Annotated in this window: 23 protein-coding genes; 9 read left to right on the forward strand and 14 right to left on the reverse strand. The window is 71.3% G+C overall.

Annotated features, from left to right (window positions below):
• The first annotated feature begins 281 nt into the window (after nucleotides 1–281).
• From OG943_RS03945 to OG943_RS03965, 5 genes are all read left to right on the forward strand, one after another.
• A complete protein-coding gene (locus OG943_RS03945) occupies nucleotides 282–1,718 on the forward strand; it encodes an MFS transporter (RefSeq protein ID WP_328608285.1) in 1,437 nt (478 codons plus the stop codon).
• Nucleotides 1,718–1,939 (forward strand): hypothetical protein, encoded by a 222-nt coding sequence (locus tag OG943_RS03950; protein WP_328608286.1) that lies wholly within the window; start codon nucleotides 1,718–1,720, stop codon nucleotides 1,937–1,939. Before OG943_RS03945 ends, OG943_RS03950 begins: the two co-directional genes overlap by 1 nt.
• A gap of 118 nt (nucleotides 1,940–2,057) precedes the next feature.
• Nucleotides 2,058–3,716, forward strand: a complete 1,659-nt coding sequence (locus OG943_RS03955) for an AMP-binding protein (protein WP_328608287.1) — start codon at nucleotides 2,058–2,060, stop codon at nucleotides 3,714–3,716.
• Nucleotides 3,717–3,718: 2 nt separating this feature from the next.
• The gene (locus OG943_RS03960) at nucleotides 3,719–4,693 is read left to right on the forward strand and encodes a phosphotriesterase family protein (protein ID WP_328611995.1); all 975 of its coding nucleotides are present in this window, start codon (nucleotides 3,719–3,721) and stop codon (nucleotides 4,691–4,693) included.
• Nucleotides 4,694–4,696: 3 nt separating this feature from the next.
• Complete coding sequence (locus tag OG943_RS03965) at nucleotides 4,697–5,326, forward strand: TetR/AcrR family transcriptional regulator (RefSeq protein ID WP_328608288.1); 630 nt, start codon at nucleotides 4,697–4,699, stop codon at nucleotides 5,324–5,326.
• Between the two features lie 25 nt (nucleotides 5,327–5,351).
• On the opposite strand, the gene OG943_RS03970 is transcribed toward OG943_RS03965, so the two are convergent.
• The 4 genes from OG943_RS03970 to OG943_RS03985 form a co-directional block, all read right to left on the reverse strand.
• The gene (locus OG943_RS03970; protein ID WP_328608289.1) at nucleotides 5,352–6,509 is read right to left on the reverse strand and encodes an FAD-dependent oxidoreductase; all 1,158 of its coding nucleotides are present in this window, start codon (nucleotides 6,507–6,509) and stop codon (nucleotides 5,352–5,354) included.
• Entirely contained in the window at nucleotides 6,506–7,099 is a 594-nt protein-coding gene (locus tag OG943_RS03975) for a PadR family transcriptional regulator (protein ID WP_328608290.1), read from the reverse strand. Before OG943_RS03975 ends, OG943_RS03970 begins: the two co-directional genes overlap by 4 nt.
• 116 nt (nucleotides 7,100–7,215) lie before the next feature.
• The gene (gene cutA / locus OG943_RS03980; protein WP_328608291.1) at nucleotides 7,216–7,539 is read right to left on the reverse strand and encodes a divalent-cation tolerance protein CutA; all 324 of its coding nucleotides are present in this window, start codon (nucleotides 7,537–7,539) and stop codon (nucleotides 7,216–7,218) included.
• A 146-nt stretch (nucleotides 7,540–7,685) separates the two neighbouring features.
• A complete protein-coding gene (locus tag OG943_RS03985) occupies nucleotides 7,686–8,924 on the reverse strand; it encodes a helix-turn-helix transcriptional regulator (RefSeq protein WP_328608292.1) in 1,239 nt (412 codons plus the stop codon).
• A 56-nt stretch (nucleotides 8,925–8,980) separates the two neighbouring features.
• Here OG943_RS03985 and OG943_RS03990 point away from each other — a divergent pair, with 56 nt between their 5' ends.
• Together OG943_RS03990 and OG943_RS03995 are read left to right on the forward strand one after the other, a co-directional pair.
• Nucleotides 8,981–10,279 (forward strand): XRE family transcriptional regulator, encoded by a 1,299-nt coding sequence (locus OG943_RS03990; protein WP_328608293.1) that lies wholly within the window; start codon nucleotides 8,981–8,983, stop codon nucleotides 10,277–10,279.
• 181 nt (nucleotides 10,280–10,460) lie between these two features.
• A complete protein-coding gene (locus tag OG943_RS03995) occupies nucleotides 10,461–12,635 on the forward strand; it encodes a protease pro-enzyme activation domain-containing protein (protein WP_328608294.1) in 2,175 nt (724 codons plus the stop codon).
• Between the two features lie 359 nt (nucleotides 12,636–12,994).
• Here the strand turns inward: OG943_RS03995 and OG943_RS04000 are convergent, their stop codons facing one another.
• The 7 genes from OG943_RS04000 to fabG form a co-directional block, all read right to left on the reverse strand.
• Nucleotides 12,995–13,846, reverse strand: coding sequence for an alpha/beta fold hydrolase (locus tag OG943_RS04000; RefSeq protein WP_328608295.1), 852 nt, complete (start codon nucleotides 13,844–13,846; stop codon nucleotides 12,995–12,997).
• Between the two features lie 157 nt (nucleotides 13,847–14,003).
• Nucleotides 14,004–15,140, reverse strand: coding sequence for an acyl-CoA dehydrogenase family protein (locus OG943_RS04005; protein WP_328608296.1), 1,137 nt, complete (start codon nucleotides 15,138–15,140; stop codon nucleotides 14,004–14,006).
• Nucleotides 15,137–16,321 carry an acyl-CoA dehydrogenase family protein gene (locus tag OG943_RS04010; protein ID WP_328608297.1) on the reverse strand — a complete coding sequence of 395 codons (1,185 nt, stop codon included), beginning with the start codon at nucleotides 16,319–16,321 and terminating at the stop codon, nucleotides 15,137–15,139. Before OG943_RS04010 ends, OG943_RS04005 begins: the two co-directional genes overlap by 4 nt.
• The gene (locus OG943_RS04015; RefSeq protein ID WP_328608298.1) at nucleotides 16,318–17,541 is read right to left on the reverse strand and encodes an acyl-CoA dehydrogenase family protein; all 1,224 of its coding nucleotides are present in this window, start codon (nucleotides 17,539–17,541) and stop codon (nucleotides 16,318–16,320) included. Before OG943_RS04015 ends, OG943_RS04010 begins: the two co-directional genes overlap by 4 nt.
• Entirely contained in the window at nucleotides 17,541–18,566 is a 1,026-nt protein-coding gene (locus OG943_RS04020) for a phosphotransferase family protein (protein ID WP_328608299.1), read from the reverse strand. Before OG943_RS04020 ends, OG943_RS04015 begins: the two co-directional genes overlap by 1 nt.
• 95 nt (nucleotides 18,567–18,661) lie before the next feature.
• A complete protein-coding gene (locus tag OG943_RS04025; protein ID WP_328608300.1) occupies nucleotides 18,662–19,114 on the reverse strand; it encodes a MaoC family dehydratase in 453 nt (150 codons plus the stop codon).
• A 5-nt stretch (nucleotides 19,115–19,119) separates the two neighbouring features.
• Nucleotides 19,120–19,881: a 3-oxoacyl-ACP reductase FabG gene (fabG, locus tag OG943_RS04030; RefSeq protein ID WP_328608301.1), complete on the reverse strand. Its 762-nt coding sequence runs from the start codon at nucleotides 19,879–19,881 to the stop codon at nucleotides 19,120–19,122.
• A gap of 381 nt (nucleotides 19,882–20,262) precedes the next feature.
• Between fabG and OG943_RS04035 the strand changes: the two genes are divergently transcribed.
• Both OG943_RS04035 and OG943_RS04040 read left to right on the forward strand, forming a co-directional pair.
• A complete protein-coding gene (locus OG943_RS04035) occupies nucleotides 20,263–21,072 on the forward strand; it encodes an MOSC domain-containing protein (RefSeq protein WP_328608302.1) in 810 nt (269 codons plus the stop codon).
• A gap of 86 nt (nucleotides 21,073–21,158) precedes the next feature.
• Nucleotides 21,159–22,718: a cytochrome c biogenesis protein CcdA gene (locus OG943_RS04040; RefSeq protein ID WP_328608303.1), complete on the forward strand. Its 1,560-nt coding sequence runs from the start codon at nucleotides 21,159–21,161 to the stop codon at nucleotides 22,716–22,718.
• A 30-nt stretch (nucleotides 22,719–22,748) separates the two neighbouring features.
• Here OG943_RS04040 and map read toward each other — a convergent pair whose 3' ends face one another.
• The 3 genes from map to OG943_RS04055 all read right to left on the reverse strand — a co-directional run bounded on the left by map (nucleotide 22,749) and on the right by OG943_RS04055 (nucleotide 25,493).
• Complete coding sequence (gene map / locus OG943_RS04045; RefSeq protein WP_328608304.1) at nucleotides 22,749–23,522, reverse strand: type I methionyl aminopeptidase; 774 nt, start codon at nucleotides 23,520–23,522, stop codon at nucleotides 22,749–22,751.
• Nucleotides 23,523–23,616: 94 nt separating this feature from the next.
• A complete protein-coding gene (locus tag OG943_RS04050; protein ID WP_328608305.1) occupies nucleotides 23,617–24,222 on the reverse strand; it encodes a response regulator transcription factor in 606 nt (201 codons plus the stop codon).
• On the reverse strand, nucleotides 24,219–25,493 hold the full coding sequence (locus OG943_RS04055) for a sensor histidine kinase (protein WP_328608306.1): 1,275 nt from the start codon (nucleotides 25,491–25,493) through the stop codon (nucleotides 24,219–24,221). The genes OG943_RS04050 and OG943_RS04055 overlap by 4 nt, the downstream gene beginning before the upstream one ends.
• Between the last annotated feature and the right edge of the window lie 110 nt (nucleotides 25,494–25,603).

The raw sequence follows: 25,603 nt of genomic DNA on the forward strand, positions 1-25,603 counted from the left end.
CGGCCTCCTCGGGCGGAGTTCCTGACGGTTCACGGGCCCGGACGAGCGTACGCCCGGCCTGCCGCCGAACCGAGTACCAACGGGCCAATTTTCCCGGCATATCCAAATAAAAAGGTCAAATCGGGCAGTCGAGTCCGGCAGGTTCCGGTCGGTACCGGCAAGATCACTCTGCGAAGTCGTTGCCGCCGAACGGTGTAACCGCGCCGGGTGGTGGGTAGTCACCGTCGACTCGATCAGTCCCCGGCCAGTCCGGCGGGCGCGGTACCGAAAGGCAGAACTTGATGTCCGACGCGGCAGGCCCGGCAGGAAAACTGACGGTGGAGGACGTCCACGTCACCGATCCCTCGGTGATCAGACGAGCCGTCGGCGCGGCCGCGGTCGGCAACATCACCGAGTGGTACGACTTCGGCGTCTACGGGTACCTGGCGACGACGATCCAGAAGGTCTTCTTCACCGACCTGCCGCCCGCGACCGGGCAGATCGCCACGTTCGGGGTGTTCGCGGTCTCGTTCCTGATCCGGCCGTTCGGCGGGCTGATCTTCGGGCCGCTGGGGGACCGGATCGGCCGCAAGAAGGTGCTGTCGCTGACGGTCATCCTGATGGCGCTCGGCACGCTCCTGCTCGGCGTCATCCCGAGCTACGGCGCCATCGGCATCGCCGCCCCCATGCTGGTGCTGCTGGCGCGGCTGCTGCAGGGCATCTCGACCGGCGGTGAGTACGGCAACGCGATGACGTTCATCGCGGAGTACGCGCCGGACCGCCGCCGCGGGTTCTTCGGCAGCTGGCTGGAGTTCGGCACGCTGACCGGGTACGCCTTCGGCGCGACGATCGCGACCGTGCTGAGCGCGGTGCTCACCGAGCAGCAGCTGCTCACCTGGGGCTGGCGCATCCCGTTCCTGATCGCGCTGCCGCTCGGCGCGGTCGGCCTGTACCTGCGGCAGAAGCTGGAGGAGTCGCCGGCGTTCGCGCAGCTGCAGGGCTCGGGCGAGCAGAAACCGGTGCAGTCGCTGGGCAGCGAGCTGCGCGCGGTGTTCACCAAGTACTGGCCCGCGATGCTGCTGTGCGCCGGCCTGGTGCTCACCTGGAACGTGACGAACTACATGCTGACCAGCTACATGCCGACGTACCTGACCGAGGCCCTGCCCGCGCACGGCGCCGGCGTCGGCACCACGGCTTCGGAGATCCTGCAGATCCTCGTGCTGGTGGTGCTGATGGTGGTGATCACGTTCGTCGGGCGGCTGTCGGACAAGGTGGGCCGTCGCCCGGTCGTGATGGCCGGCTGCGCCGGGCTGGTGGTGCTTTCGCTCCCGTCGGTGCTGCTGGTGCGGGCCGGCGGCGACCTCGCGACGTTCTTCGGCCTGCTGCTGATGGGCCTGGTGCTGGTGCTCTTCTCCGCGGTCCTGCCGTCCACCCTGCCCGCGCTGTTCCCCACGCACATCCGGGCGGGCGGGCTGTCGATCGCGTTCAACATCTCGGTGTCGATCTTCGGCGGCACGACGGCGACGGTGATGAGCGCGCTCGTCACCGGCACCGGCGACCTGAACTGGCCGGCCTACTACCTGATCATCGCCGGGGTGATCGGCGCCGTCTGCACGTTCTTCATGCGGGAGACCGCGCGCCGGTCGCTCGCCGGCTCGGGCCCGACGGTGGAGACCGACGAAGAGGCGCGCGAACTGGTCGCGGCGTCCGCCAACGGCACCTGGCCGGAGAAGGACTGATGGGCCACGACGGCGGGGCCGGCGGCGGGCACCACGGCGGGGGACATTACGGCGGGCATCAAGGTGGCGGGCACCACCATCACTACACGCCCGCCGACGGCGGCGGCTACATCCCGTCGGGCCGCCGTCGCGGGGGCGGCCCGCCCGCCTCGCGGGGCGCGATCATCGCGATGCTGATCGGGCTCGCCGTCATGGTGGTCCTGCTGGTGCTGACCCACTGACACGGCCGGCCTCCCGTGCTTGACGGACACCTGCTTGACGGACACCTGCTTGACGGACATACAGCGGCTCTCTAGCGTTCCCCATACCGACTGGTCGGTGTCCAAGGGAGGTCACGCGATGGGCTGGTATGACACGAAACCGTGGCTGGCGAGCTACGGGGACGAGCCCGTTCCCGAGGTCACGCCGACCACGCTGCTGGACACGTTCCGGCGCACCGTCGCGGCGGTGCCGGACACCACGGCCATCGCGTATTTCGACGCCCGCCTCAGCTACCGCGAGGTGGACGAGCTGTCCGACGGCGTCGCCCGGCACCTGCTCGCCGCCGGTTTCGCCCGTGGCGACCGGCTCGCCCTGGTGCTGCAGAACATCCCGCAGTTCGTGCTCGCGCTGCTCGGCACGTGGAAGGCCGGCGGCATCGTGGTGCCGGTCAACCCGATGTACCGGACGGGCGAGCTGACCCACGTGCTCACCGACGCCGGCGTCAAGGCGATCGTCTGCTCGCAGCGCGGCTGGCACGACTACATCGGCGCGCTCGTCCCGGACAGCCCGGTCGAGATCGCGTTGACCACCAGCGAGCTGGACTTCCAGACGCGGGACGACCACCGGGTGCTCGGCCAGGCCACGCGGCAGGCGACGCCCGGCGCGGACGACCTGCTCGAGGCCGCCCGCTCGGCATCGGGTGATCTCGAACCGGTCCACCCGGCGCTCGGTGACGTCGCGCTGATCAGCTACACGTCCGGCACCAGCGGGAAACCCAAGGGCGCCACCAACACCCACGGCAACGTCGGCACCAACGCGGCGGTGCTCGCCGCCTCCGCGGGGCGGGAACCGGGCGTGGCGCTCTTCGCGCTGGCGCCGCTGTTCCACATCACCGGCATGGTGTGCGAAGTCGCGTACGCGATCGAGGTCGCGGGGACTCTCGCGCTCGCCTACCGGTTCGAGCCCGGCGTGGTCCTGGACGCGCTGCTGGAGCACCGGCCCGTGTACATGGTCGGCCCGTCGACCGCGTACATGGCGCTGATGGCGCACCCGGCGGCGTCGCCCGCGCACTTCGAATCGTTCGAAGCGCTGTACTCCGGTGGCGCGGCGCTGCCGCCGGCCGTGGTGGCGTCGTTCCGCGAGCGTTTCGGGCGCTACATCCACAACGGCTACGGCCTCACCGAGACCACCGCGGGCTGCGTCGTCGTGCCGCGGGGCGTGGAGGCGCCCGTCGACCCGGAGTCCGGCACCATCTCGGTCGGCCTGCCGGTGCCCGGCACGATCGTGCGGATCCTCACCGACGACGGCGCCGAGCTGCCGCCGGGCCAGGCCGGCGAGATCGCCGTCGAAGGCCCGATGGTGGTGCCCGGCTACTGGAACCAGCCCGACGCCACGGCCGCGTCGCTGCCCGGGGGCCGCCTGCTCACGGGCGACATCGGTTTCATGGACGAGCGCGGCTGGGTCTACGTCGTGGACCGTAAGAAAGACATGATCAACGCGGCCGGGTTCAAGGTGTGGCCACGCGAAGTGGAGGACGTGCTGTACACCCATCCCGGGGTGCGCGAGGCCGCCGTGGTGGGCGTGCCGGACGAATACCGCGGCGAGACCGTGAAGGCGTACGTCAGCCCGGCGCCGGGGCAGCGGCCGGACCCGGCGGAGCTGGTGGCGTACTGCAAGGAACGGCTGGCCGCGTTCAAATACCCCCGCACGGTCGAGGTGCTGTCCGAGCTGCCGAAGACCGCCAGCGGCAAGATCCTGCGGCGCGAGCTGCGTGCCCGCGGTACGGAAGGGGCGTGACGGTGGTCGACACAGTGCGTGGCGAGGTGGCGCCGGCGGACCTGGGCAAGGTGCTGATGCACGAGCACATCTTCGTGCTGAGCCCGGAGTTCGTCGCCAACTATCCCGAGCACGACGGGTTCGACGAACGGGTGCACGTGCCGGAGGCGATCGAAAAGCTGCGGGCGCTCAAGGCCGCGGGGATCGACACGATCGTCGACCCGACCGTGATCGGGCTCGGCCGCTACATCCCGCGAGTGCAGGAGATCGCCGCCGAGGTCGACCTCAACATCGTTGTGGCGACTGGGTTGTACACCTACAACGACCTGCCGCACTACCTTTCGCTGCGCGGCCCCGGCACGATGCTGGACGGTGAGGAGCCGATGGTCGCGATGTTCGTCGGCGACATCACCGACGGCATCGCGGGCACCGGCGTTAAAGCCGGGGTGCTCAAGTGCGCCACCGACGAGCCGGGCGTGACGCCGGGCGTCGAGCGGGTGCTGCGGGCCGTCGCGAAGGCGCACCGGGCCACCGGCGCGCCGATCATGACGCACACCCACGCGGGCACCCGGCGCGGGCTGGAGCAGCAGGACGTGTTCGAGTCCGAGGGCGTCGACCTGGGGCGCGTGCTGATCGGGCACAGCGGCGACACGACGGACCTGGACTACCTGACGGCACTGGCCGACCGCGGCTCGCTGCTCGGCATGGACCGGTTCGGGATCGACGCGTACCTGCCGTTCGAGGAGCGTGTGGCGACGGTCGCGGCGCTGTGCGAACGCGGGTACGCGGGCAGCATGGTGCTTTCGCAGGACGCGTCGTGCTACATGGACTGGCTGGAGGCGCCGGTGCGCGAGGCGGTGCTGCCCAACTGGCACTACCTGCACATCACCGACGACGTGCTGCCGGAACTGCGCGCCCGCGGCGTCGCCGAAGCCGACCTGACGAAGATGCTGGTCGACAACCCGAGGCGGTTCCTCACCCGGGGAAGCGGGTACTGACTCGTGAGTGTTCCTGACGGTTCTAACCGTCCTAAACACTCACGAGTCCTCGAGGAGCAGGCCGCGGTCCCGCGCCGTCTGCTGCAGCAGGCGACGAAGCTGTTCGCGAAAAAGGGCTTCGACCGCACGTCGGTGCAGGAGATCGTGGAGGCGGCGGGCGTCACCAAGGGCGCGATGTACCACTACTTCGGCTCCAAGGACGATCTGCTCTACGAGATCTACGCTCGCGTGCTGCGTGAGCAGACCGCCCAGCTGGAGAAGGTCGCCGACAGCGACGCCCCGCTGCGCACCCGCCTCGCCACCGCGGCGTCCGATGTGGTCGTCAGCAGCATCGAAAACCTGGACGACAACACGATCTTCCTGCAGTCCATGCACCAGCTGGGCCCGGACCAGCGCAAGGCGGTGCGCGCGGAACGCCGCAAGTACCACGAACGCTTCCGCCGCCTGATCGAAGAAGGACAGGCCGGCGGGGCCTTCCGGGCGGACAAGCCCGCGGACCTGGTGGTGGACTTCTTCTTCGGCTCCGTCCACCACCTGGGCACCTGGTACCGCCGCGGCGGGCCACTGACCGCCCGCGCGGTGGGGGACCACTTCGCGGACCTGCTGCTGTCGATGCTGAAGCCGGAAGCCTGAATCCCCTGCCGCTGACGGGTTCGCGTCAGAAGGCGATTCTGTGATGGTGCACCGCGCCGAACATCTTCTCCGGGGTCATCACGGTTTTCATCATCACGGGCATCAGCAGGTCTCGCAGGACCCGGGCGCCCGGACCGGCCGCCTTGTCGTTGTTGATCTTCGCCGCGCGGGCGATGATCCGCTCGACCCACTCGCGACGCGCTGACTCGTACGCGGCGAACGCGTCCGGCACGGTCGGCCCGTCACGCAGGCAGCGGGCGAGTTCGAGCGCGCTTTCGATCGCCTGGGACGCGCCCTGGCCCGAGCTGGGCGAGGTGGGGTGGGCCGCGTCGCCGACCAGGACCACCCGGCCGCGGTGCCAGGTGCGGACCGTGGGGATGTCTTCGAGGGGACCGGGCCGGGCGACGTCCGCCGGGGTCAGCAGGGCGATGATGTCACGGGCCGGGACGTCGTCGGCGTGGCGTTCGCGCAGGACGGCCAGCCAATGCTCCGGCGAGGCGGTCTTCGCTTCGGCCGCCGAAGCGGCGGGAACGTTGCTGAACCAGAGAATCTCCTCCTCGTCGATGAAGTAGCCGAAGAAGGCACGCTTGCCGAAGGCGAAGTGCTGGTAGTTGCCGGTGACGGGCAGGCCGGGATTACGGATCCAGCCACCGAGGCCGAGCAGACTGGCGAACCGGGGCCCGGCCGCCGACGAGTCCAATGTGGAGCGTACGGCCGAACGGATGCCGTCCGCGCCGGCCAGTGCTTCGCCGATGGCCGACGACCCGTCGTCGAAGTGCGCCACCACCTTGTCGGCCGAGTCCTCGATGGACACCAGGCGTTTGCCGAACTCGACCGTGATGCCGCGCCGCAGCGTCTCGTCCAGCAGGGCCCGGTACAGCCGGTCCCGTCGCAGCAACAGGCTGGCGGGCAGCCCCGGCAGGCCGTCGAACCGGCCGACCGCGCGGCCTTTGTGGTTCTGCATCACCATGCCCGGCACCTCGATGCCGACGGCCGCCACCGCGTCGTCGGCGTCGATCTGCCGCAACGCGTTACGTCCGTTGGGCGCCAACGTCAACGCGCTGCCCACTCCGTCGGCCGAGGTGGAGTACGCCTCGTACACCGTGGCGTCGATGCCCGCCCGCTGCAGCGCCATCGCCGTCACCGTGCCGGCGATCCCGCCGCCGATCACCAGAACAGTCATTTCTTCTCCCCGAAGAACTCGTCCCACGCTTGCCGGTAGTCGTCACCGGCGACGGATTCGGCGAGCCGCTCGACGAACGAGCGCTCCGCCTCCAGCTTGGCCAGCCGGTAGTCCTCCTCGATCAGGTACCACCAGGCCAGGCCCTCGTCCTTGGCCTGCGCCAGCGTCCGGCGGATCTCCCCGGCCAGCTCGGTGAGCGCGGCGAGCCGCTGGCCCAGCAGGTCCCGGGCCTCGTCCGGCTGGAGCACCGTGAACATCGACAGGGCCGCGCCGAACAGCGGGTATTCCGTGGCGGGCTCGGCGACCAGCTCGCGCATCCAGTCGAAGAGCTCGAGCCGCCCCGTCGGCGCGATCGCGTACACCGTCCGCTCCGGGCGGGCGGTGTCGCGCAGAGTCTCCTGCTCGGCGATGAAGCCGGCCTTCTCCAACTGCCCGACCACCATGTACAGCGAGCTGCGGGTGTACTTGAAGTCCCGCTCCTTGCCGTACTCCACGAACCGGCGGGCCATCTCGTAGGGATGCATGGGTTTCTCGAGCAGCCCGGCCAGCACCGCCAGGCCGAGCGGGTTCCCCACCGCGCGTCGTTTCATCGTTCCTCCCCTTGGTCAGGATCGACTATACGCGGATGACTAGTTGATGCCAACTATTTGGATCGGCGGCTGGGCTCTTGCTGCTCGCGTGCTCGACTTCGTCCGGGCGGAGCAGCTCAGTCTTGGGCGGTCGAGGTCTCGACCCAGGTCAGGTAGTCCGCGGATCCGTGGACCAGCGCTACGGCGGTCACTTCCGGGTTGTCCCACGGATGCCCGGCGCGGATGTGCGCCGCCAACTCGTCGTAGCGGGCGCCGATCGTCTTGAACGTGACCACCCACTCCTCGCCTTCCCCGGCCTCGCCGAGGTGCCAGAAGTACGACGCCACCGGTCCGCAGACCTGTGTGCTGGCGGCCAGCCGGGCCGCGACCGCAGACGAAGCGATTTTTGCCGCCGAGGCGCGATCCGGCGTGGTTGTCGTTACCACCAAATGGTCAGCCATGGGGCTCAGGCTACGGCTGCGCCCGTTGAGCGGGCCGAAGATCTGGCCGCCGACGAGCGGGGCGCGGTACGTCCGGAGTGGACTTGCCGCAGGCTACCTAGAGATTAGCAGGTCGAAAAGTCCTTACCCCGCTGGGAAAACAGCCGCTATCCAGCCACCGACCGGGCCATCCGCTCAACGCTGCGCAGGCCCGCGCTCAACGCCCCGGCCGCGGCGCCGGGATCGCCCCGGCCGGCCAGTACGTCGGCCAGATCGAGCAGGGCGCGGGCCAGGTCGTGGCCGGGGCCGGTTCGTTCGAAGATCGTCACCGCGGTGCGGAGGGACTGCTCGGCGTTCATGCTTTCCTTGTCCAGCAACGAAAGCAGCCCGAGTTGACGGTGTGCCCGCGCGGCCGTGCGCGTGTCCGGTTCCGCTGCGGCGAGGACGTTTTCCAGCAGGGCGCGGGCGCCCGCGACGTTGCCCAGCTCGCGGTGGACGCCCGCCAGTTCGGTGGCGACGTCGGCGGCCGCCTGGTGTTCGCCGTCGGCTGTGAGCATCGCGCGGGACTGGCTGAGGTCGGCGGCGGCGCCCGAGAGGTCTCCGGCGGCCTGGCGCGTGCGGGCCCTGGCCTGGTGGCACAGCGCGAGTTCGGCCCGCAGGCCCAGCTGCCGGTGCGCCGCCCGCGCCTGCGCCACGGCCACGTGGGCGTCGTCGAACCGCCCGGCCGCCACCAGGGTGCGGGCGAGCCGCAGGTTCAGGTCGCGGCTGAGTTCGGGGCTCGGCAGGGCCAGCGCGAGGGCCTCCGCCGCGGCCGGCGAACTGTCGTCCCCGACCTGGACGTCGCACGCGGCCAGGTGCGCGTCGACGAAAAACAGCGCGGCCGGGTCGGGGTGGCCGGACTCGTGCAGCTCGTCGCGGATCGTGCGCAGCAGGTGCCGGGCGTAGCGGAACTCGCCCGACCGCCGCAGCCGCACGGCCCGGCCCGCGTTCGCCTCGACCCGCAGGTGGGGCGGTTCGTCGGCGAGCAGTGCGGCGGCCTCCTCGTACAGCGCGGTCGCCTCGGGCGTCAGGGCGGCGAGGTCGGTCAGCGCCCGCGCCTTCAGCGGGCCGGTCGCGAGGGTGGCGAGCCGCCGCCGGTCGCCGGCGACCACCGCGTCCAGCAGGGCCAGCTCCTGGCCGACGACGGGGTCCGCGGTCCGGCCGGTGGCCAGCTCCTCCAGGCCCAGCCCGAGCCGGAACGCGAAGTGCCGCATCGCCTCGGCCGACGGTGTGCGCCGGTCGCTCTCGACCGCGGAGACGTACCCGGGGGTGTAGCTGGGCGCCGCGAGTTCGCGCTGGGTCAGGCCGAGCCCGGTGCGCAGCCGGTGGATCCGGCGCCCCACCGTCTCCTCGTCCCGCTGCGCCATCTTCGGCCTCGTCCCGGCTAGCCTGGTGGTTTCCGACCGCGGCCAGGATAACGGTGATGACCATGGAGGGCGTGGGGCAACGGCTCCAGCGGCTGCGGGTCGAGCTCGGTCTCACCCAGCAGCAGCTCGCCGCTCCCCAGTACACCCGCGGGTTCCTCGCGACCGTCGAGGCGGGCGGCCGGGAGCCGTCCGTGGAGGCGCTGGGCTACTTCGCCACCCGGCTCGGCGTCGACCCCGACGACCTGCGCCACGGCCGGCCCGCGGGCGCCGCCGAGGAGCTGACGGCCGAACTCGAGCGCGGCCGACGGTCGCTCTCGCGCGGGGAGGTCGAGGCGGCGGCCGAGCTGTTCGCGACGGTCGAGCGCACGGCGCGGCGCTACCGGCTGCCGGTCGTCGAATGCCGCGCCCGGATCTGCCTCGGCGAGGTCGAGCTGCACCAGGGCCGGATGCGGGCGGCGCAGCTCGCGTACGAGCGCGCGGGCGAACTCGCCGGCGGGGCACCGGGTTCCGTCCGGGCCGCGATCGTCCGGCGGCGGGCGCAGTGCCTGCTCAACGTCGAGTCCGCGGCCGCCGCGATCACCCTGCTGGAAGAGGGCCTCGCCGAGGTCCGGGCCGAAACGCCACCCGACCCCGACGCCGAGCTGTGGCTGCTGGCCGGCCTGATCACGCCGTACCACGAGCTGGGCGCGCTCGGCCGGATGCATGAGACCATCGACGAGGGTCTCGCGGTCGCGCGGCGGGCGTCGCAGCGCGAGTGGATCGCGACGTTCTACGACCTCGCCGGGCAGCGGGTGCTGGAGACCAAGGGGTTCGCCGAGGTCGATCGCTGGTGGGGGATCGCCCGGCGCACGTTCGCCGAGCTCGGCCTCGACAGCGAGTCGGGCAGTGTGCACTGGTCTCGGGGGTACGCGCTGAGCCAGGCCGAACGCCTCGACGAGGCCGGCACCGAACTGGGCCTGGCGCTGGAGATCTTCGACGCGGTGGGCCGGCTCCACGACGCGGCGGGCGTCGCGCTCGAACTGGCCGACGTCTGCCGCCGGCTGGGGGACCGCGGCCGGGCCACGGAGCTGGCCACCCGCGCGGGGGAGGCATACGTGCGGTTCGACCTGCCCGCGGGGATGGCCGAGGCGGACCGGATCCTGGGGCTGCTGGCCGGGGCGGCCGGCGACCTGGCCGAGGCGGGGCGCCTGCTGGAGCGCGCGCTCGACGGCTACGCCCGGGCCGGGATCGTCTACGACCTCGGTCGGACCTGCCGGCTGTACGGCGATTTGCTGCTGCGCAACGGAAAGACGGCCGAGGCGCTGGAAGTGCTGCGTCGCGGGGCCCGGAGCGTGGCTTCCCAGACCCGGGCCTGACCGGAACCCTCCGAAGGTCTGTTGACGTCTTCCCGCGGCATGACCTTTACTGCGTATGCATCAAGTTGGTTAACAGAAGTCAACTCGAATGATGCGTTACTCCCCGAACACCCCTTCCCGGGACTGACCAGGTCCGCGGGAAATGCGTTGTGCCCGTTCAACCCCATCGGGAGAGATCACCATGAAGAAAAGACTCCGCGCGCTCGGGCTCGGAATCGCGCCGTTACCCATATTGGCCGCCGCATTCACCGGAACGGCCTATGCCGCGGACGCGCAGGTCGCGCTGCCGGGCAACGTCAGCCCCGCTGTCGCGCACAGCCAGCGCGTCGGCGACCTGCCCGCCGGCCAGCAGGTCCCGGTCGCCGTGGCGCTGAAGCTCCACAATGCCGCGGGTCTCGACAAGTTCGTCGCCGACGTCGCGAACCCGGCGTCGCCGATTTATGGCCACTACCTGACCCCGCAGCAGTTCGGCGCGGCCTACGGCCCGACCAAGTCCGACCAGGACCGCGTCACCGCCTACCTGCAGGGCAAGGGGCTGCGGGTCACCGGCGTGTCCGGCCAGGTGGTCGACGCGACCGGCACCGAGGCGCAGGTCGCGGGCGCTTTCTCGACGTCGATGGGGGTCTACGACGACCCGGCCCAGCACCGCCGCTACTTCGCGAACGACGGCGCGCCCTCGCTGCCCGCCACGGTCGCCGGTGTCGTCCAGGGCGTGTCCGGGTTGGACAACTACGCCGTCCGGCGGCACAACGAGGTCTCCGCGCCGAAGGCGAATCCGAACGTTTCGGGCCTCGGGCCGACGGCGTTGCGGTCGATCTACAACACGAACCCGATCGGTGCCGACGGAACCGGGCAAACGGTCGCTTTGTACGAATTCGACGGGTACAAGAAGTCCGATATCGCCGCTTATGACCAGAATTACAACCTCGGTTCGTCGGCACCGGTGACGGTTCCGGTCAACGGCCAGAACTACGACTCGAACCCGGGCGGCGGCGAGGCCGAGGTCGACCTCGACATCGAGCTGGTGCAGGCGATGGCGCCGAAGGCCGCCACCCTGGTGTACGAGGCCGCCAACGACGACGGCGGCGAGCTGAACATGGTCAACCAGATCGTGCAGGAGAACAAGGCGCCGGTCGTGTCGATTTCCTGGGGCATCTGTGAGAAGGACATCTCCAGCTCGCAGATGACCAACGTCGACAACGGCTACAAGCAGGGCGCGGCGCAGGGCCAGAGCTTCTTCGTGGCCACCGGTGACGACGGTTCGCGCGGCTGCAGCCGCAGCACGTCGGGCTCGGGGGTCGTCTCCGCGGGCTGGCCGGGCACCTCGCCGAACGTCACCGGTGTCGGCGGCACCACGCTTACGGTGGGCAGCAACAACACCTACGGCTCGGAAACCGGCTGGAGCGGCTCCGGCGGCGGCACGTCCACGCAGTTCCCGGCCCCGAGCTGGCAGCCCGGCGTCGGCGGCAAGCGCACCGAACCGGACGTGGCCCTCGACGCCGACCCGCAGACCGGCTACGCGGTCTACACCAACGGCGGCTGGGCGCAGTACGGCGGCACCAGCTGCGCCGCGCCGATGTGGGCGGGCTGGGCGACGCTGTACAACCAGAAGGCCAAGGCCAAGCTGGGCAACCCCGACGCGGCGATCTACGGCGTCGGCAACGGCAGCAGCTACGGCTCGGCGTTCCACGACATCACCTCCGGCAGCAACCGCGACTTCTCCGCGAAGACCGGCTACGACCAGGTGACCGGCTGGGGCACCTACGACGGCAACGGCCTGTTCACCGCGCTCGGCAACAGCACCCCGCCGACCGGCAACACCGTCTCGGTGACCAACCCGGGTGACCAGTCCAGCCAGCCGGGCGACGCGGTCAACCTGCCGATCAAGGCGACCGACTCGGCCGCGTCGGCCAAGCTGACCTACGCCGCGTCCGGCCTGCCCGCCGGGCTGGCCATCGACCCGGCCAGCGGCGTGATCACCGGGAAGCCGACCACGCAGGCTGTTTCGAACGTGACCGTCACGGTCACCGACGACACGAAGGCCTCCGGGAACACCGCGTTCAAGTGGACGGTCGGCACCCCGCCGACCGGCACCGTCTCGGTGGCCAACCCCGGCAGCCAGTGGGGTTTTGTCAACTTCCCGCTGTTCCAGACGATCCAGCTGACCGCCACCGCCAGTGACAGCGGCCCGGTCACCTTCTCGGCGGCCGGCCTGCCGCCGGGCCTGTCGATCAGCGCGTCGGGCACCATCACCGGCACGCCGACCAAGGCCGGCACCTACTCGGTGACCGCCACCGCGACCGAGGCCAACGGAGCCCACGGCTCCACGACGTTCGGGTTCCAGATCTACGGCTGATCGTTCCGGCCGGGGGGTGCTGTGCGGGACCGGATCCCGGGCAGCACCCCTTTTTCCTGGTGGCCCATGGGTTTCCGGGGGAGCGATGCGGTGGTGTGCGGCTTGGCTGTTCTGCCGCAACGGTGACCGCATCACTGACCACCTCACTGCCCGCGTCGGCGGCCGTGGCTCGGCTGTCCGGCCACACCGCCCGCGCCAGCGACCAGTGTCCTAACCTTCCCGTAGCACCAGCCCTCGCGTTCCAGCCGGGCGCGGGCGGGCGCACGGCCTCGCCCCGCGCCGCCCACGAGGGGTCCGCCGTGAAGGGCTCGTGAGTGGCGATGACGGTTCTAACCGTCACCAACACTCACGAGCCGGATTCAGTGCTGCTTCAGATGATCCAGGATCAGCGGCAGGATCGCGTCCGCCGACTCCTGCGGCAGCCAGTGGCTCGCGCCCTCGATCACCACGAGGCGGTACTCCCCGTCCACGAAACTCGCGGTGAGGTCGGCGGCGACGCGGCCGAAGCGCGGGTCCTCGGCGCCCCACAGGTACAGCGTCGGCACGGCGATGCGCCCGCCCGGGAGGTCGAACTCGCCGTCGGGGCCGCGGTACCAGTTCAGCGTCGCGGTGAGCGCGCCCGGCTCGGTCAGCCGCGCGAGGTTGCGCTCGACCTGTGCGGCGGGCAGCCGTCCGTCGTACAGCGCGCGAAGTTCGGCGCAGTCGTCGGTGAGCAGGTAGGTCTCGGCGCGGCCGTCGGGGCGCCGGAAGAACTTGATGTAGGCCAGCGTGTACTGCTGCTGCTCGTCCACCTCCGCGGCCTGCCGGAGCGCGGCCGGGTGCGGGGCGGTGAGCGCGGTGAACGACCGCAGGCGGTCGGGGTGCGCGGTGGCCAGCGCCCAGCCGACCATCGCGCCCCAGTCGTGCCCCACCAGGTGGAACCGGTCGGAGCCGAGCGCGGCGGCGAACGCGATGACGTCGGTGACCAGGTGGCGGACCGAGTACTGGTCGACGTCCTGCGGCCGCGCGGCCGGGGCGTACCCCCGCTGGTCGACGGCGACGGCGTGGTAACCCGCCTCGCCCAGTGCGGTCAGCTCCGCGGCCCACGAATCGGCGAATTCCGCCCAGCCGTGCAGCAACAGGACGAGGTCCCCGCTCTCCGGGCCGGCCGCGAGCGCGCTGTGCCGGTGCGTGCCGACGGTGATCGTCTGCCGCCGGAGGTCGGTAACCATGATCGCCAGGCTACGAACCCCGGGGGCCGTGCCACTACAGGAAAAAGTGCACTCTTGCCGCCTGTTCGGACGTGTGGCGCCCGCCACTGTCCACAATGGCCACAGGGCGCGCGGGGGATGACGCTTCCGTCGCGGGAAGCGTCATCCGCCCGCGGGCTCAGGCCGGGAGGTCGACCAGGCCGGCCAGCCGGGAGCGGTGCCGGCCGGGGGTGCCGAACGCCAGCTCGTCGCTCTTGGCGCGCTTGAGGTAGAGGTGCGCGGGGTGCTCCCACGTCATGCCGATCCCGCCGTGCAGCTGGATCGCCTCCTCCACCGCGTGCACCGCGATCGGCGCGACGCGGGCCTGCGCCACGGCGACCGCGATCGGCACGTCGAAGCCGCCCGCCAGGGCGTCGGCGGCGTACCGGGCGGTCGCGCGGGCGTTGACCAGGTCCGTGTACAGGTTCGCCAGCCGGTGCTTGAGCGACTGGAACCCGCCGACCGGGCGGCCGAACTGGTACCGGCCCTTCAGATAGGTCACCGTCGTGGTCAGCGCCCACTCGGTGAGCCCGGTCTGCTCCGACGCCAGCAGCCCCGCGGCCGTGGTCAGCGCGTTGTCCAGGGCCGCGACGGCCTGCTCGCCGGAGGTGAACCGGCGGGCCGGCGCGTTCTCCAGCACGACGTCGGCGACGCGGCGGGTCAGGTCCAGCGACACCAGCTCGGTCACCGTGGCCGCCGTCGCCTCCACCGCGTACAGCCCCGGCCCGTCCGGTCCGGTGGCGGGCACCACGAGCAGCTCGGCCACGGACGCGTCGGCGACCGTGCCCACGCGGCCGCTGAGCGTGCCGTCCGCGTTGACCGTGACCGTCGCCGGGAACTCCGCCCCGGGCGCGGTCGACAGCGGAACGGCCAGCGCGCCGGTCAGCTCACCGCCGGCCAGCCGGGGGAGCAGCTCGGCGATCACCGGGTCGGCCGAATCGGCGCCGAGCAGCGCCGTGGTCGCGAGCACCGCGCTGCCGAGGAACGGCACCGGAGCGACGCTGCGGCCCAGTTCCTCCAGCACGACGGCGGCCTCGCGGGTCGTGGCGCCGTGGCCGCCCAGCTCCTCGGGCACCATCAGCCCGGCGGTGCCGAGGTCGGCGGCGAGCGTCTTCCACAGCTTCAGGTCGTACGGCTCGGCCGTCTCTGCCCGCGCCAGCAGCGCCGCCGGGGTGACCCGGTCGGTGAGCAGATCGCGCACGGACGAGCGCAGGTCTTCTTCGACCTCGGAGTAGAGCAGGTCCGGCGTCGGCAGCTCGCGCGCAAGCTCGCTCATCGGGGCAGGTCCTTCCAGGCGACGTCCTTGTCGACCCGCGGCTCGGACGGCAGTCCCAGCACACGCTCGGCGATGATGTTGCGCAGCACCTCCGAGGTGCCGCCCTCGATGGAGTTGCCCTTCGCGCGCAGATAGCGGTAACCCGCCTCGCGGCCGAGGAAGTCGACCTTCTCCGGACGGCGCTCGGTCCAGTCGTCGTACCGCAGGCCCTCCTCGCCGAGCAGCTCGATCTCCAGCCCGGTGAGCTTCTGGTTCAGCTCGGAGAACGCCACCTTCATCGCCGAGCCCTCCGGCCCGGGCGCGCCCACGGCCAGCTGCTGGCGCAGGCGCGAGCCCGCCAGCCGCAGCGCCTCGGACTCGACCCAGTGCTGCACCAGCCGGTCCCGCAGCTCCGGCGTGCGCAGCTCGGGCCGGTCCCGCCAGGTCTTCGCGACCAGGCCGATCAGGCCACCCTCGCGGGGCACGGCGTTGCCGCCGATCGCCACGCGCTCGTTCATCAGCGTGGTCTGCGCGACCTTCCAGCCCTCGCCGACGGCGCCGAGCCGCTGGCTGTCCGGGATCCGGACGCCGGTCAGGAAGACCTCGTTGAACTCGGCCTCACCGGTGATCTGGCGCAGCGGCCGCACCTCGACGCCGGGCGCGGTCATGTCGCACAGGAAGTACGTCATGCCCTGGTGCTTCGGTACGTCCGGGTCGGTGCGGGTGACCAGAATGGCCCACTGCGCGTTGTGCGCGCCCGAGGTCCACACCTTCTGCCCGGTGACGACCCAGTCGTCGCCGTCGCGCACCGCGCGGGTGGCCAGCGCGGCGAGGTCGGAGCCCGCGCCCGGCTCGCTGAACAGCTGGCACCACACCTCCTCGCCCGTCCACAGTGGACGGAGGTAGCGCTGCCGCTGCTCCGGCGTGCCGAAGGCGAGGATGGTCGGCGCGGCCATGCCGAGGCCGATGCCGATCCGGCGCGGGTCGTTGTCCGGCGCGCCGGCCGCGGCGAACGCGGCGTCGACGCCCGGCTGCAGCGCGCGCGGGGCGCCCTGCCCGCCCAGCCCCTCGGGGAAGAGCACCCACGCCAGGCCCGCGTCGAAGCGGGCGCGCAGGAACTCCAGCCGGTCGGTGGTCTTCGGGTCGTGCGCGGCGAGGAACCGCTCGACCTGCCCGCGCAGGTCCTCGGCGGTGACGGTCATCGAGCCGTCTCCGTGCGGTACTTCTTCAGCTCACGGCGGGCCAGCGAGCGCTTGTGCACCTCGTCCGGGCCGTCGGCCAGCCGCAGCGTGCGCACGCCCGCCCACAGCTCGGCCAGCGGGAAGTCCTGGCTGACGCCGCCGGCGCCGTGTGCCTGGATGGCCTTGTCCAGGATCCACTCGACCTGGATCGGGGTGGAGATCTTGATCGACTGGATCTCGGTGTGCGCGCCCTGGTTGCCGGCGGTGTCCATCAGCCACGCCGTTTTCAGCACCAGCAGCCGCTGCTGCTCGATGCGCACGCGGGACTCGGCGATCCAGTCCTGCACCACCCCCTGCTCGGCGATGGGCTTGCCGAACGCCTGCCGCGAGAGCGTGCGCCGGCACATCAGCTCCAGCGCGCGCTCGGCCATGCCGATGGCGCGCATGCAGTGGTGGATGCGGCCCGGCCCGAGGCGGGCCTGCGCGACGGCGAACCCGGCGCCCTCACTGGCGATCAGGTTCTCCGCCGGCACGCGCACGTCCTCGAACAGCACCTCGGCGTGCCCGCCGTGGTCGCCGTCGGTGTAGCCGAACACGCGCATGCCGCGCTTGATCGTGAGGCCGGGGGTGCCGCGCGGGACCAGGATCATGCTCTGCTGCTGGTGCGGGGCGGCCTCGGGGTCGGTCTTGCCCATCACGATGAAGATCTTGCAGTTCGGGTTCATCGCGCCGGAGATGTACCATTTGCGGCCGTTGACCACGTACTCGTCGCCGTCACGCCGGATGCTGGTGGCGATGTTGCGCGCGTCGGAGGAGGCCACCTCGGGCTCCGTCATCGCGAACGCGGAGCGGATCTCGCCGTCGAGCAACGGCTGCAGCCACTGCTTCTTCTGCTGCTCGCTGCCGAACATGTGCAGCACTTCCATGTTGCCGGTGTCCGGCGCGGCGCAGTTCACCGCGGTCGGCGCGAGCCGCGGGCTGCGGCCGGTGATCTCGGCCAGCGGCGCGTACTGCAGGTTGGTCAGCCCCGCGCCCTGCTCGCCGGGCAGGAAGAAGTTCCACAGGCCGCGTTTGCGCGCCTCGGCCTTCAGCTCCTCGACGACCGGCGCGGTCGTCCACGGGTCGTCGCTCGCGGCGAGCTGCTCTTCGAACACGGCTTCGGCGGGGTAGATGTGCGAGTCCATGAACTCGAGGAGCTTCCCCCGCAGCTCCTCGGTGACGGCGTCGTACGCGAACTCCATTACTTCTCCTCTTTGAGCGACTCGTTGCCGTGCGCGATGAGGGGGACGACGCCGGACCCGACGTTCTCGAAGCCCGCCCCGACGGTCTGGCCCTTGCTGTAGCGGAAGTAGATGCCTTCCAGGATCACTGCGAGCTTGAAGAACGCGAAGCTGACGTACCAGTTGAGCGCCGAGACGTCCCGCCCCGAACGCTCGGCGTAGCGGGCCACGACCTCGTCGGCGCTCGGGTAGCCGGGCGCGGAGCTGGCGTTGGACACCATCTGCAGCGACACCTTGTCGCGCTCGGCGTACGCGACCAGCAGCGCGACGTCGGTGAGCGGGTCGCCGAGGGTGGACATCTCCCAGTCCAGCACCGCGGTGATCCGGTCCTCGCCGTCCACGAGCACGTTGTCCAGCCGGTAGTCGCCGTGCACGATCGACGGCGGGCCGGAGACGGGCAGCTTCGCGGCCAGCCGGTCGTGCAGCGTGTCGACGCCGGGCAGGTCGCGGCTGCGCGAGCCGTCGAGCTGCTTCTTCCAGCGCCGCAGCTGCCGCTCCAGGAACCCGTCCGGGCGGCCGAAGTCGCCGAGCCCGGCCGCGGCCGGGTCGACGGCGTGCAGGTCGACCAGGGTGTCCACCAGCGCGTCCGCGATCGCGCGGGTGCGCACCGGGCCGAGCGCGGCCAGTTCCTGGTCACTGCGGTAAGGCGTGCCCGGCACGAACTCCATCACGTAGAACTGAGCGCCGAGCACGTCGGCGTCCTGGCACAGCACGACGGTGCCCGGCACCGGCACCGCGGTGCCCTGCAGGCCCGAGATCACGCGGAACTCGCGGGCCATGTCGTGCGCCGTCGGCAGGACGTGGCCCAGCGGCGGGCGGCGCACCACCCACCGGCTGGAGCCGTCGCCCACGAGGTAGGTGAGGTTCGACCGGCCGCCCTGCACCACCTCGGCGCTCAGCTCGCCGGTGACGAGACCGGGCCGCTGCTCGTCCAGGTACGCGCGCAGCCGGCCCAGGTCGAGGCCGGGCGGGTCGGTCGGGGTCATCAAGCCTCCTCGGGTTGCAGTCGTGGGGTTCGAATCACGGTACCGACTAGTCGGTATGTCGTACAGGTCCCGGCCGGTCCCGGCCGGGACCCTGGTCAGGCGATCAGCCGGGCGACCATCTCGGCGACGCAGGCGGGCTTGGCCTCGCCCTCGATCTCGACGGTCCAGCGCACGATGGCCTGTTTGCCGCCGGGCACGTCGGTCACCTCGACCAGGTCCGCGCTGCCGCGCACCCGCGAGCCGACCTTCACCGGCTGCGGGAAGCGCACCTTGTTGAGGCCGTAGTTGATGCCCATCTTCAGGCCGTCGACCCGGTAGATCTCCGGGCCGAACATCGGGATGAGCGACAGCGTGAGGAACCCGTGCGCGATCGTCGCGCCGAACGGGCCCTGCGCCGCCTTCTCGGCGTCGAGGTGGATCCACTGGTGGTCGCCGGTGGCGTCGGCGAACAGCTGCACCCGGTCCTGGCCGATCGTGTGCCAGTCGCTCTCGCCGAGGTGCTCGCCGACCGCGCCGGCGAACTCGGAGACGTCGGAGAACACGCGCATCGCCATCAGTCCTTCGGCCCGCCGGCCACGTAGATGACCTGGCCGGAGATGAAGCCGGCGCCGTCGCTGACCAGGAACGAGGCCAGGTTCGCGATGTCCTCGGGCGTGCCCACGCGCTGCACCGGGATCTGCGAGGCGGCCGCGGCCTTGAACTCCTCGAAGCCCATGCCGATCCGTTCGGCGGTCGCGGCGGTCATGTCCGTGGCGATGAAGCCCGGCGCGATCGCGTTCGCGGTGACGCCGAACTTGCCCAGCTCGATGGCGAGGGTCTTGGTGAAGCCCTGCATGCCGGCCTTGGCCGCGGAGTAGTTGACCTGGCCGCGGTTGCCCAGCGCGGACGTGCTGGACAGGTTGACGATCCGGCCCCACTTCTCCTGCGTCTGGTACTTCTGCACCGCGCGCGCCATCAGGAACGAGCCCTTGAGGTGCACGCCCAGCACGGAGTCCCAGTCCTGCTCGCTCATCTTGAACAGCAGGTTGTCGCGGAGGATGCCGGCGTTGTTGACCAGCACGGTGGGCGCGCCGAGCTCCTCGGCGACGCGGGTGACGGCGGCGTCCACCTGCTCGGCGTCGCTGACGTCGAGCGGCACGCCGAGCGCCTTCCCGCCGTCGGCCGCGATCGCCTCCGCGCCCTGTTTCACCCCGGCCTCGTCCAGGTCCAGCAGCCCGACGGCGAACCCGTCGGCGGCGAGCCGGCGCGCGACCGCGGCGCCGATGCCACGGCCGGCCCCGGTCACGATGGCCACGCGGGAGGGGGAATCGGTCACGGGGACCTCCTCGTCGTTGAGAGAGAACGGTTCGGCTGCCGGGCGGGCCGCGCTGAGTGTTCGCCAGGAGGACGGAACCGGTGCCCCGCCCCGCAACCGCGGATGTCGTGGCCGGATCGTATCCAACTCGCGCCGCCGTCGCCCGGGGCAGCGGCGGTAAGCGTACGCTTATCACGCGACTTGCGCGAGGGTCCGGATGAGCGATTTGGGCTTGCCGGACGGGGGTTCCGGGCGCGGTCTACTTGCGGTGGATCCGGCAGGTGGGCTGGAGAAGCTCGACTCCGCGGCCACCTGCCGGTCGCCGACTAACTGGTCGACAGTGCTTGACAGGTTAAGTCGGCAGGTTCACCCTGGATCTCGGGGCAAGCCGGGAGAAGGCCGATGCAGATCGCGAAGATGTGGCGCTATCCGGTGAAATCGATGCTCGGCGAGCAGGTCGGAGAGGCCGGCTTCGCGGCGAGCGGGGTTGACGGCGACCGGCGGTTCGCCCTGATCGACGACGTGACCGGGCTGGTCGCCACGGCCAAGCATCCGCGGTTGTGGAAGGGCCTGCTCAAGTTCTCGGCGGCGGCGGACGGCGGCGGCGCCCGGATCACCTTCCCGTCGGGATGGACCGTCGACGCCGAGGATCCCGCGGTGGACGGGCTGCTCTCGACCGCGTTGGGGCGAGCCGTCCGGATGTCCGCCGAACGGCCCGAGGCCGCCACCGTGGAGCGGCCCGCGCCGGAAGACGTGCTCGCGCAAGGGGTCGAGGCCGAAGTGGCGGCGGCGACGCTGGAGATCGGGCAGGGCACGCCGGGGTCGACGTTCGTCGATTACGCGCCGGTGCACCTGATCACCACGGCCACGGTCGGCGAGGTCGGCACCGAATACGTCCGTTACCGGCCGAATCTCGTGATCGAGACGCCGCCCGGTACCCGTCCGTACGTCGAGAACGACTGGGTCGGCGGGGAAATCCGGATCGGTGACGAGGTGGTCCTGCGGATCGTCCTGCCGACGCCCCGATGCGCGGTGCCCACCCTGGAGCACGGCGGGCTGCCCCGCGCCCCGCATGCCGTCCGGGCCTTGATGGCCGACAACCGGGTCGCCGTGCCGGGCTTCGGTGTCCTCCCTTGTGCCGGTTGTTACGCGGAAGTCGTTCGAGGCGGCGTTGTCCGGGTCGGCGACGCCGTGGTTGTTACGAATCCCTGACGCCCCGCGGCGACCCGCCGTACGCTCCCGCCCAGCCGCTTAAGCTCCAGCGCAGGTGGTCGTTCGAGGAGGTCGCACTGATTACGTTGGCGCTGATCGGGTTGGTGGGCGGCCTGATCACGGGCATTTCCCCTTGTGTGCTCCCGGTTCTGCCGGTCCTGTTCATGACCGGCGGCGCGGGCGCGGAGCCCGGCCGGCGGCGGCCGTTCCTCATCGTCGCGGGGCTGGCGCTGAGCTTCACGTTCGTCACGCTGCTCGGCACGCTGGTGCTCGCCGCGCTGCACCTGCCCGGCGACGTGCTGCGGTGGGCCGGGCTCGGGGTGCTGGTGGTGCTCGGCGTCGCGATGATGTTCCCCCGGGTGCAGGACCGGCTGGAGCGGCCGTTCGTGCGGCTCGGCCGGAAATCCGTGCCGGGGCAGCGGGGCGCGTTTGTGCTCGGGCTCGCGCTCGGCACGGTCTACGTGCCCTGCGCCGGCCCCGTGCTCGCCGCGATCACCGTGGCCGGGGCGACGCGCACGATCGGCGTTTCCACCGTCGCGCTCACCATCTCTTTCGCTGTCGGCACAGCGATTCCGCTGCTGTTCTTCGCGCTGGCCGGGCATCGGGTGGCCGAGCGGGTCAAGGCGTTCCGGGACCGGCAGCGCCAGGTCCGGTTCATCGCCGGCCTCGTGGTGATCGGGCTGGCCGTGGCGCTCACCTTCAACATCACCGACGTGCTGCAGCGCGCCGTCCCCGACTACACCGCGAGCCTCAACCAGGCGCTCGGCGCGGACCGCATCGGCGGCGGCAGTCTCCAGGCGTGCCGGCGGTCCGACGAACTCCAGGACTGCGGAACCACCCCGCAGACCGCCGGGATCAGCCAGTGGATCAACACGCCCGGCGGGAAACCCCCGGCGCTGCAAGGGAAAGTCGTGCTCTACGACTTCTGGGCCTACTCCTGCATCAACTGCCAGCGCGCCATCCCGCACGTCGAGGCGTGGTACCAGCGCTACCACGACGCGGGCCTGGAGATCGTCGGTGTGCACACGCCGGAGTACGCGTTCGAGCACGTCCCGGCCAACGTCGCCGACAGCGTCGCGCGCCAGCACATCTCCTACCCCGTGGCGATCGACAACGACTACGCCACCTGGAACGCCTTCGGCAACCAGTCGTGGCCCGCCGAGTACCTCTCCGACGCCACCGGACAGGTCCGTCACGTCTCCGTCGGGGAAGGCGACTACGAGGGCACCGAGTCCCTCATCCGCGACCTCCTCACCGCGGCCGAACCGGGCCAGACCCTCCCGCCCCGCACGGATCTTCCGGACGCCACCCCGACAAATCCCTTACAGACGCCGGAAATCTACCTGGGCTCCGGCCGTGGCGGCAGCGACGACGTGACCCAGCACGGCGAATGGACCGCCACCGACGAGTACCTCGCCGCCGGGAAGGACGCCTCGCTCACGCTGGATTACGACGCCGCCACGGTCTACCTCGACGTCGGCGGCACGGGCACCGTCACCGCCACGGCCGGCGGGGTCACCCGCAGCATCGCGGTGTCCGGCACCCCGGACATCCACCCGGTCGTCCAGACGCCGACGCCGGGTCAGGGCACCGTGACGCTGACGCTGAGCCCCGGGCTGCAGGCCTACTCGTTCACCTTCGGCTGAGCCTGAGTCTGAGTCACGCCTTCGCGCGGGTCATTCCGATTCGCGCCGCGTGAGCACCAAGGGCCCGTCCTCGGTGACGGCGACCGTGTGCTCGGAGTGGGCGGTGCGCGAGCCGTCGGCCGACCGGATGGTCCAGCCGTCGTCGTCGTAGATGATCCGGTCGGTCGTCCGGGCGAACCAGGGTTCGAGCGCGAGGGTCAGGCCCGGCCGGAGCTTCAGCCCGCGCCCGGCCCGGCCCTGGTTGGAGACGTGGAGGTCCTCGTGCATGGTGCGGCCGATGCCGTGACCGCCGAACTCGGTGTTGACCGGGTAGCCGTACTCCGCGGCCACCGCCCCGATCGCCGCCGAGATGTCGCCGAGGCGGTTGCCGGGACGGGCCACCTCGATCGCCGCCTCCAGTGCTTCCTCGGTGGCGCGGATGATCCGCAGGTCCTCCTCGGCCGAGGTGCCGACGATGACCGTGCGCGCCGAATCGGCCGCCCAGCCGTCGATGATGACCGCGAGGTCCGCGGTGAGCACGTCCCCGTCGCGCAGGACGTAGTCGTGGGGCAGGCCGTGCAGGACGGCGTCGTTGACGGACAGGCAGATGACGTTGCGGAACGGGCCCTCGCCGAAGGACGGCGAGTAGTCCCAGTAACACGACTCCGCCCCGCGCCGCTTGATCATGCCGCGCACGTGGTGCTCGATGTCCATGAGGTTGACGCCCACGTCGGCGATCCGGCCGACCTCGGAGAGCACCTCGGCGACGAAGCGCCCGGTCACGTGCATGCGCTGGATCTCCGCAGGCGTCTTCAGTTCGATCACGAGTACCTCACGTACGTATGCTGTCGGTATAGTTATACCGGCACCTTAGCAGCTGTTGGTATAACTATACCGCCGGGCAAGGTTGACGGGTCGGCTACAGCCAGCCGTTGGTCTCCGCGACCCGCGCCGCCTCCGCGCGGGTGCGGGCCTGGGTCTTGCCGATGGCCGAGGACAGGTGGTTGCGGACGGTGCCCTCGGACAGTCCGACGGTCCTGGCGATGTCGGCGGCGGTGCCCCCGTCGGCCGCGGCGCGGAGCACGTCGGCCTCCCGGTCGGTGAGCGGGCTGGCGCCGCTGGCGAGGGATTCGGCCGCCAGCGCCGGGTCGACGAAGCGCAGCCCGGCGTGGACCCGGCGGATCGCGTTGACGAGCTGTTCGGGCGGGGAGTCCTTGACCACGTACCCGGCCGCGCCCGCGGACATCGCCCGGGAAAGGTAACCGGGGCGGCTGAAGGTGGTGCAGATGATGGCGCGGCAGGACGGCATCGCGTGGCGGAGCTCGGCGGTGACGGCGAGCCCGTCCCGGCCGGGCATCTGCACGTCCAGCAGCGCGATGTCGGGAGTGGTCCGTTGCGCGGCCGCCAGCACCTCGGTGCCGTTGCCGACCTGGGCGACCACGTCGATGTCGGGTTCGAGCCGCAGCATCGCGGCCAGCGCGCCGCGCACGAGCGCCTGGTCGTCGGCCAGCAGTACGCGGATCATGCCAAGCCTGCCTCGGCGGAAGAGATTTCAGCGGGAGCAAAGGAGTCTGCCGGTCCGCGGGCGAGGACGCGGAAGCCGCCGCCGGGGGCCGTGCCGTGTTCGAGAGTGCCCGAGACCGTGGCCAGCCGTTCGGTGAGGCCGGTCAGCCCGTGCCCGGCCGTCACGCCGGCCGGGGTGGTGCCGTCGTCGGTGATCTCCACCCAGTCGCGGCCGAGCCGGATGCGGCAGTGTCCGGCGTCGGAGTGGCGCAGCACGTTGGTGACCGCTTCCCGGACCACGTAGCCGAAAACCCCTTGCAGCTCGGGCCGGACGTCGTCGGTCGCGGTGGGCAGCTCGGCCCGCACCCCCGCGGCGCGCAGAGCCATCCGGGCGCCGGCGAGCTCACCGGCCACCGACACCGTGCGGTAGTTCGAGACGGTGGCCCGCACGTCGGAAAGCGCTTGCCGGCACAGGGTTTCGAGCTCGCGGACCTCGGTGACGGCGGGGTCGATGTCCCCGGCGGACTCCAGGATCCGCCGGGTCAGCCCCAGCTTGACGGTCATCGTCGAGAGGCTGTGCCCGAGGATGTCGTGGAGGTCCCTGGCGACCCGTTCCCGCTCGTGGGTCACGGCCATCCGCTTGACCTGCTCGCGCGCCGCGCGCAGGTGGCCGATCGTGAAGCTCAGCGCGAAAACGGTGCCGAGGGCGGCGGTCACGCCGACCAGCGTCGCCACCTGTCCCCAGTCCACGTGGCCGTGGCTCAGCTGCATCCAGCCGATCTGGCCGGCCGCCGTGACGACGCCGAGCGGCACCGAGTAGCGCAACGGCAGCAGCATGAGCCCGATCGCGATGGCGTAGGTCAGGTCGGTGAGGTAGCCGGGCACGCCCAGGAGCAGGGCCGGCGCGGCCCCCAGCGCGAACATCACGGCCACGACGGCGATCCGCTGCCGCCGGGGCGCCGTCGGCCCGTACCACGGGGCCAGCAGACAGCCGAGGAGGTAGCCGAGGACGAGGGCGATCGAGACTCCGCCGAGGGCGCCGTGCGCGCCGTTCGCGATCTCGGTGATCCGCGCGATCAGGGCGAGCGAGGAGAGACTGATGATCGCGACGGCGGTCAGCCGGCTCCGGGCCGCGCGGCCACCGCCGGGCTGATCCTCTTTCCAGAAACTCCAGTCCGGCCACTGCCGGGCGGAGAACTCGTCGGGATCCCGTTTGCCCACGTCGGCCATGGTACGGCTCGGGTGCCGCGGGTCCGCGTCGACGGCGGCACGGGGGAGTGAGGTCTCGGACACGAGGCCAGCGTCCACTGCGGACGGCCCGGGGTCTCGCCCATTCGGCACCGGACGGCCCATGACAGATGACAGGGGCGTCGCCAGCCGAGGCGGAGCACCGGCCGGGGTGC

The organism is Amycolatopsis sp. NBC_00345, from assembly GCF_036116635.1.
Classification (GTDB): Bacteria; Actinomycetota; Actinomycetes; order Mycobacteriales; family Pseudonocardiaceae; genus Amycolatopsis.

Excerpts from the sequence above, each read along its gene's own strand:
- OG943_RS03995 (WP_328608294.1), top strand. The coding sequence starts at position 10,461 with ATGAAGAAAAGACTCCGCGCGCTCGGGCTCGGAATCGCGCCGTTACCC.
- OG943_RS04025 (WP_328608300.1), bottom strand. The coding sequence starts at position 19,114 with ATGCGCGTGTTCTCCGACGTCTCCGAGTTCGCCGGCGCGGTCGGCGAG.
- OG943_RS03955 (WP_328608287.1), top strand. The coding sequence starts at position 2,058 with ATGGGCTGGTATGACACGAAACCGTGGCTGGCGAGCTACGGGGACGAG.
- OG943_RS04050 (WP_328608305.1), bottom strand. The coding sequence starts at position 24,222 with ATGATCCGCGTACTGCTGGCCGACGACCAGGCGCTCGTGCGCGGCGCG.
- OG943_RS04015 (WP_328608298.1), bottom strand. The coding sequence starts at position 17,541 with ATGGAGTTCGCGTACGACGCCGTCACCGAGGAGCTGCGGGGGAAGCTC.
- OG943_RS04010 (WP_328608297.1), bottom strand. The coding sequence starts at position 16,321 with ATGACCGTCACCGCCGAGGACCTGCGCGGGCAGGTCGAGCGGTTCCTC.
- OG943_RS03975 (WP_328608290.1), bottom strand. The coding sequence starts at position 7,099 with ATGAAACGACGCGCGGTGGGGAACCCGCTCGGCCTGGCGGTGCTGGCC.
- cutA (WP_328608291.1), bottom strand. The coding sequence starts at position 7,539 with ATGGCTGACCATTTGGTGGTAACGACAACCACGCCGGATCGCGCCTCG.
- OG943_RS04035 (WP_328608302.1), top strand. The coding sequence starts at position 20,263 with ATGCAGATCGCGAAGATGTGGCGCTATCCGGTGAAATCGATGCTCGGC.
- OG943_RS03945 (WP_328608285.1), top strand. The coding sequence starts at position 282 with ATGTCCGACGCGGCAGGCCCGGCAGGAAAACTGACGGTGGAGGACGTC.
- OG943_RS03950 (WP_328608286.1), top strand. The coding sequence starts at position 1,718 with ATGGGCCACGACGGCGGGGCCGGCGGCGGGCACCACGGCGGGGGACAT.
- OG943_RS03970 (WP_328608289.1), bottom strand. The coding sequence starts at position 6,509 with ATGACTGTTCTGGTGATCGGCGGCGGGATCGCCGGCACGGTGACGGCG.
- OG943_RS03990 (WP_328608293.1), top strand. The coding sequence starts at position 8,981 with ATGACCATGGAGGGCGTGGGGCAACGGCTCCAGCGGCTGCGGGTCGAG.
- OG943_RS03985 (WP_328608292.1), bottom strand. The coding sequence starts at position 8,924 with ATGGCGCAGCGGGACGAGGAGACGGTGGGGCGCCGGATCCACCGGCTG.
- OG943_RS04005 (WP_328608296.1), bottom strand. The coding sequence starts at position 15,140 with ATGAGCGAGCTTGCGCGCGAGCTGCCGACGCCGGACCTGCTCTACTCC.
- OG943_RS04000 (WP_328608295.1), bottom strand. The coding sequence starts at position 13,846 with ATGGTTACCGACCTCCGGCGGCAGACGATCACCGTCGGCACGCACCGG.
- OG943_RS04020 (WP_328608299.1), bottom strand. The coding sequence starts at position 18,566 with ATGACCCCGACCGACCCGCCCGGCCTCGACCTGGGCCGGCTGCGCGCG.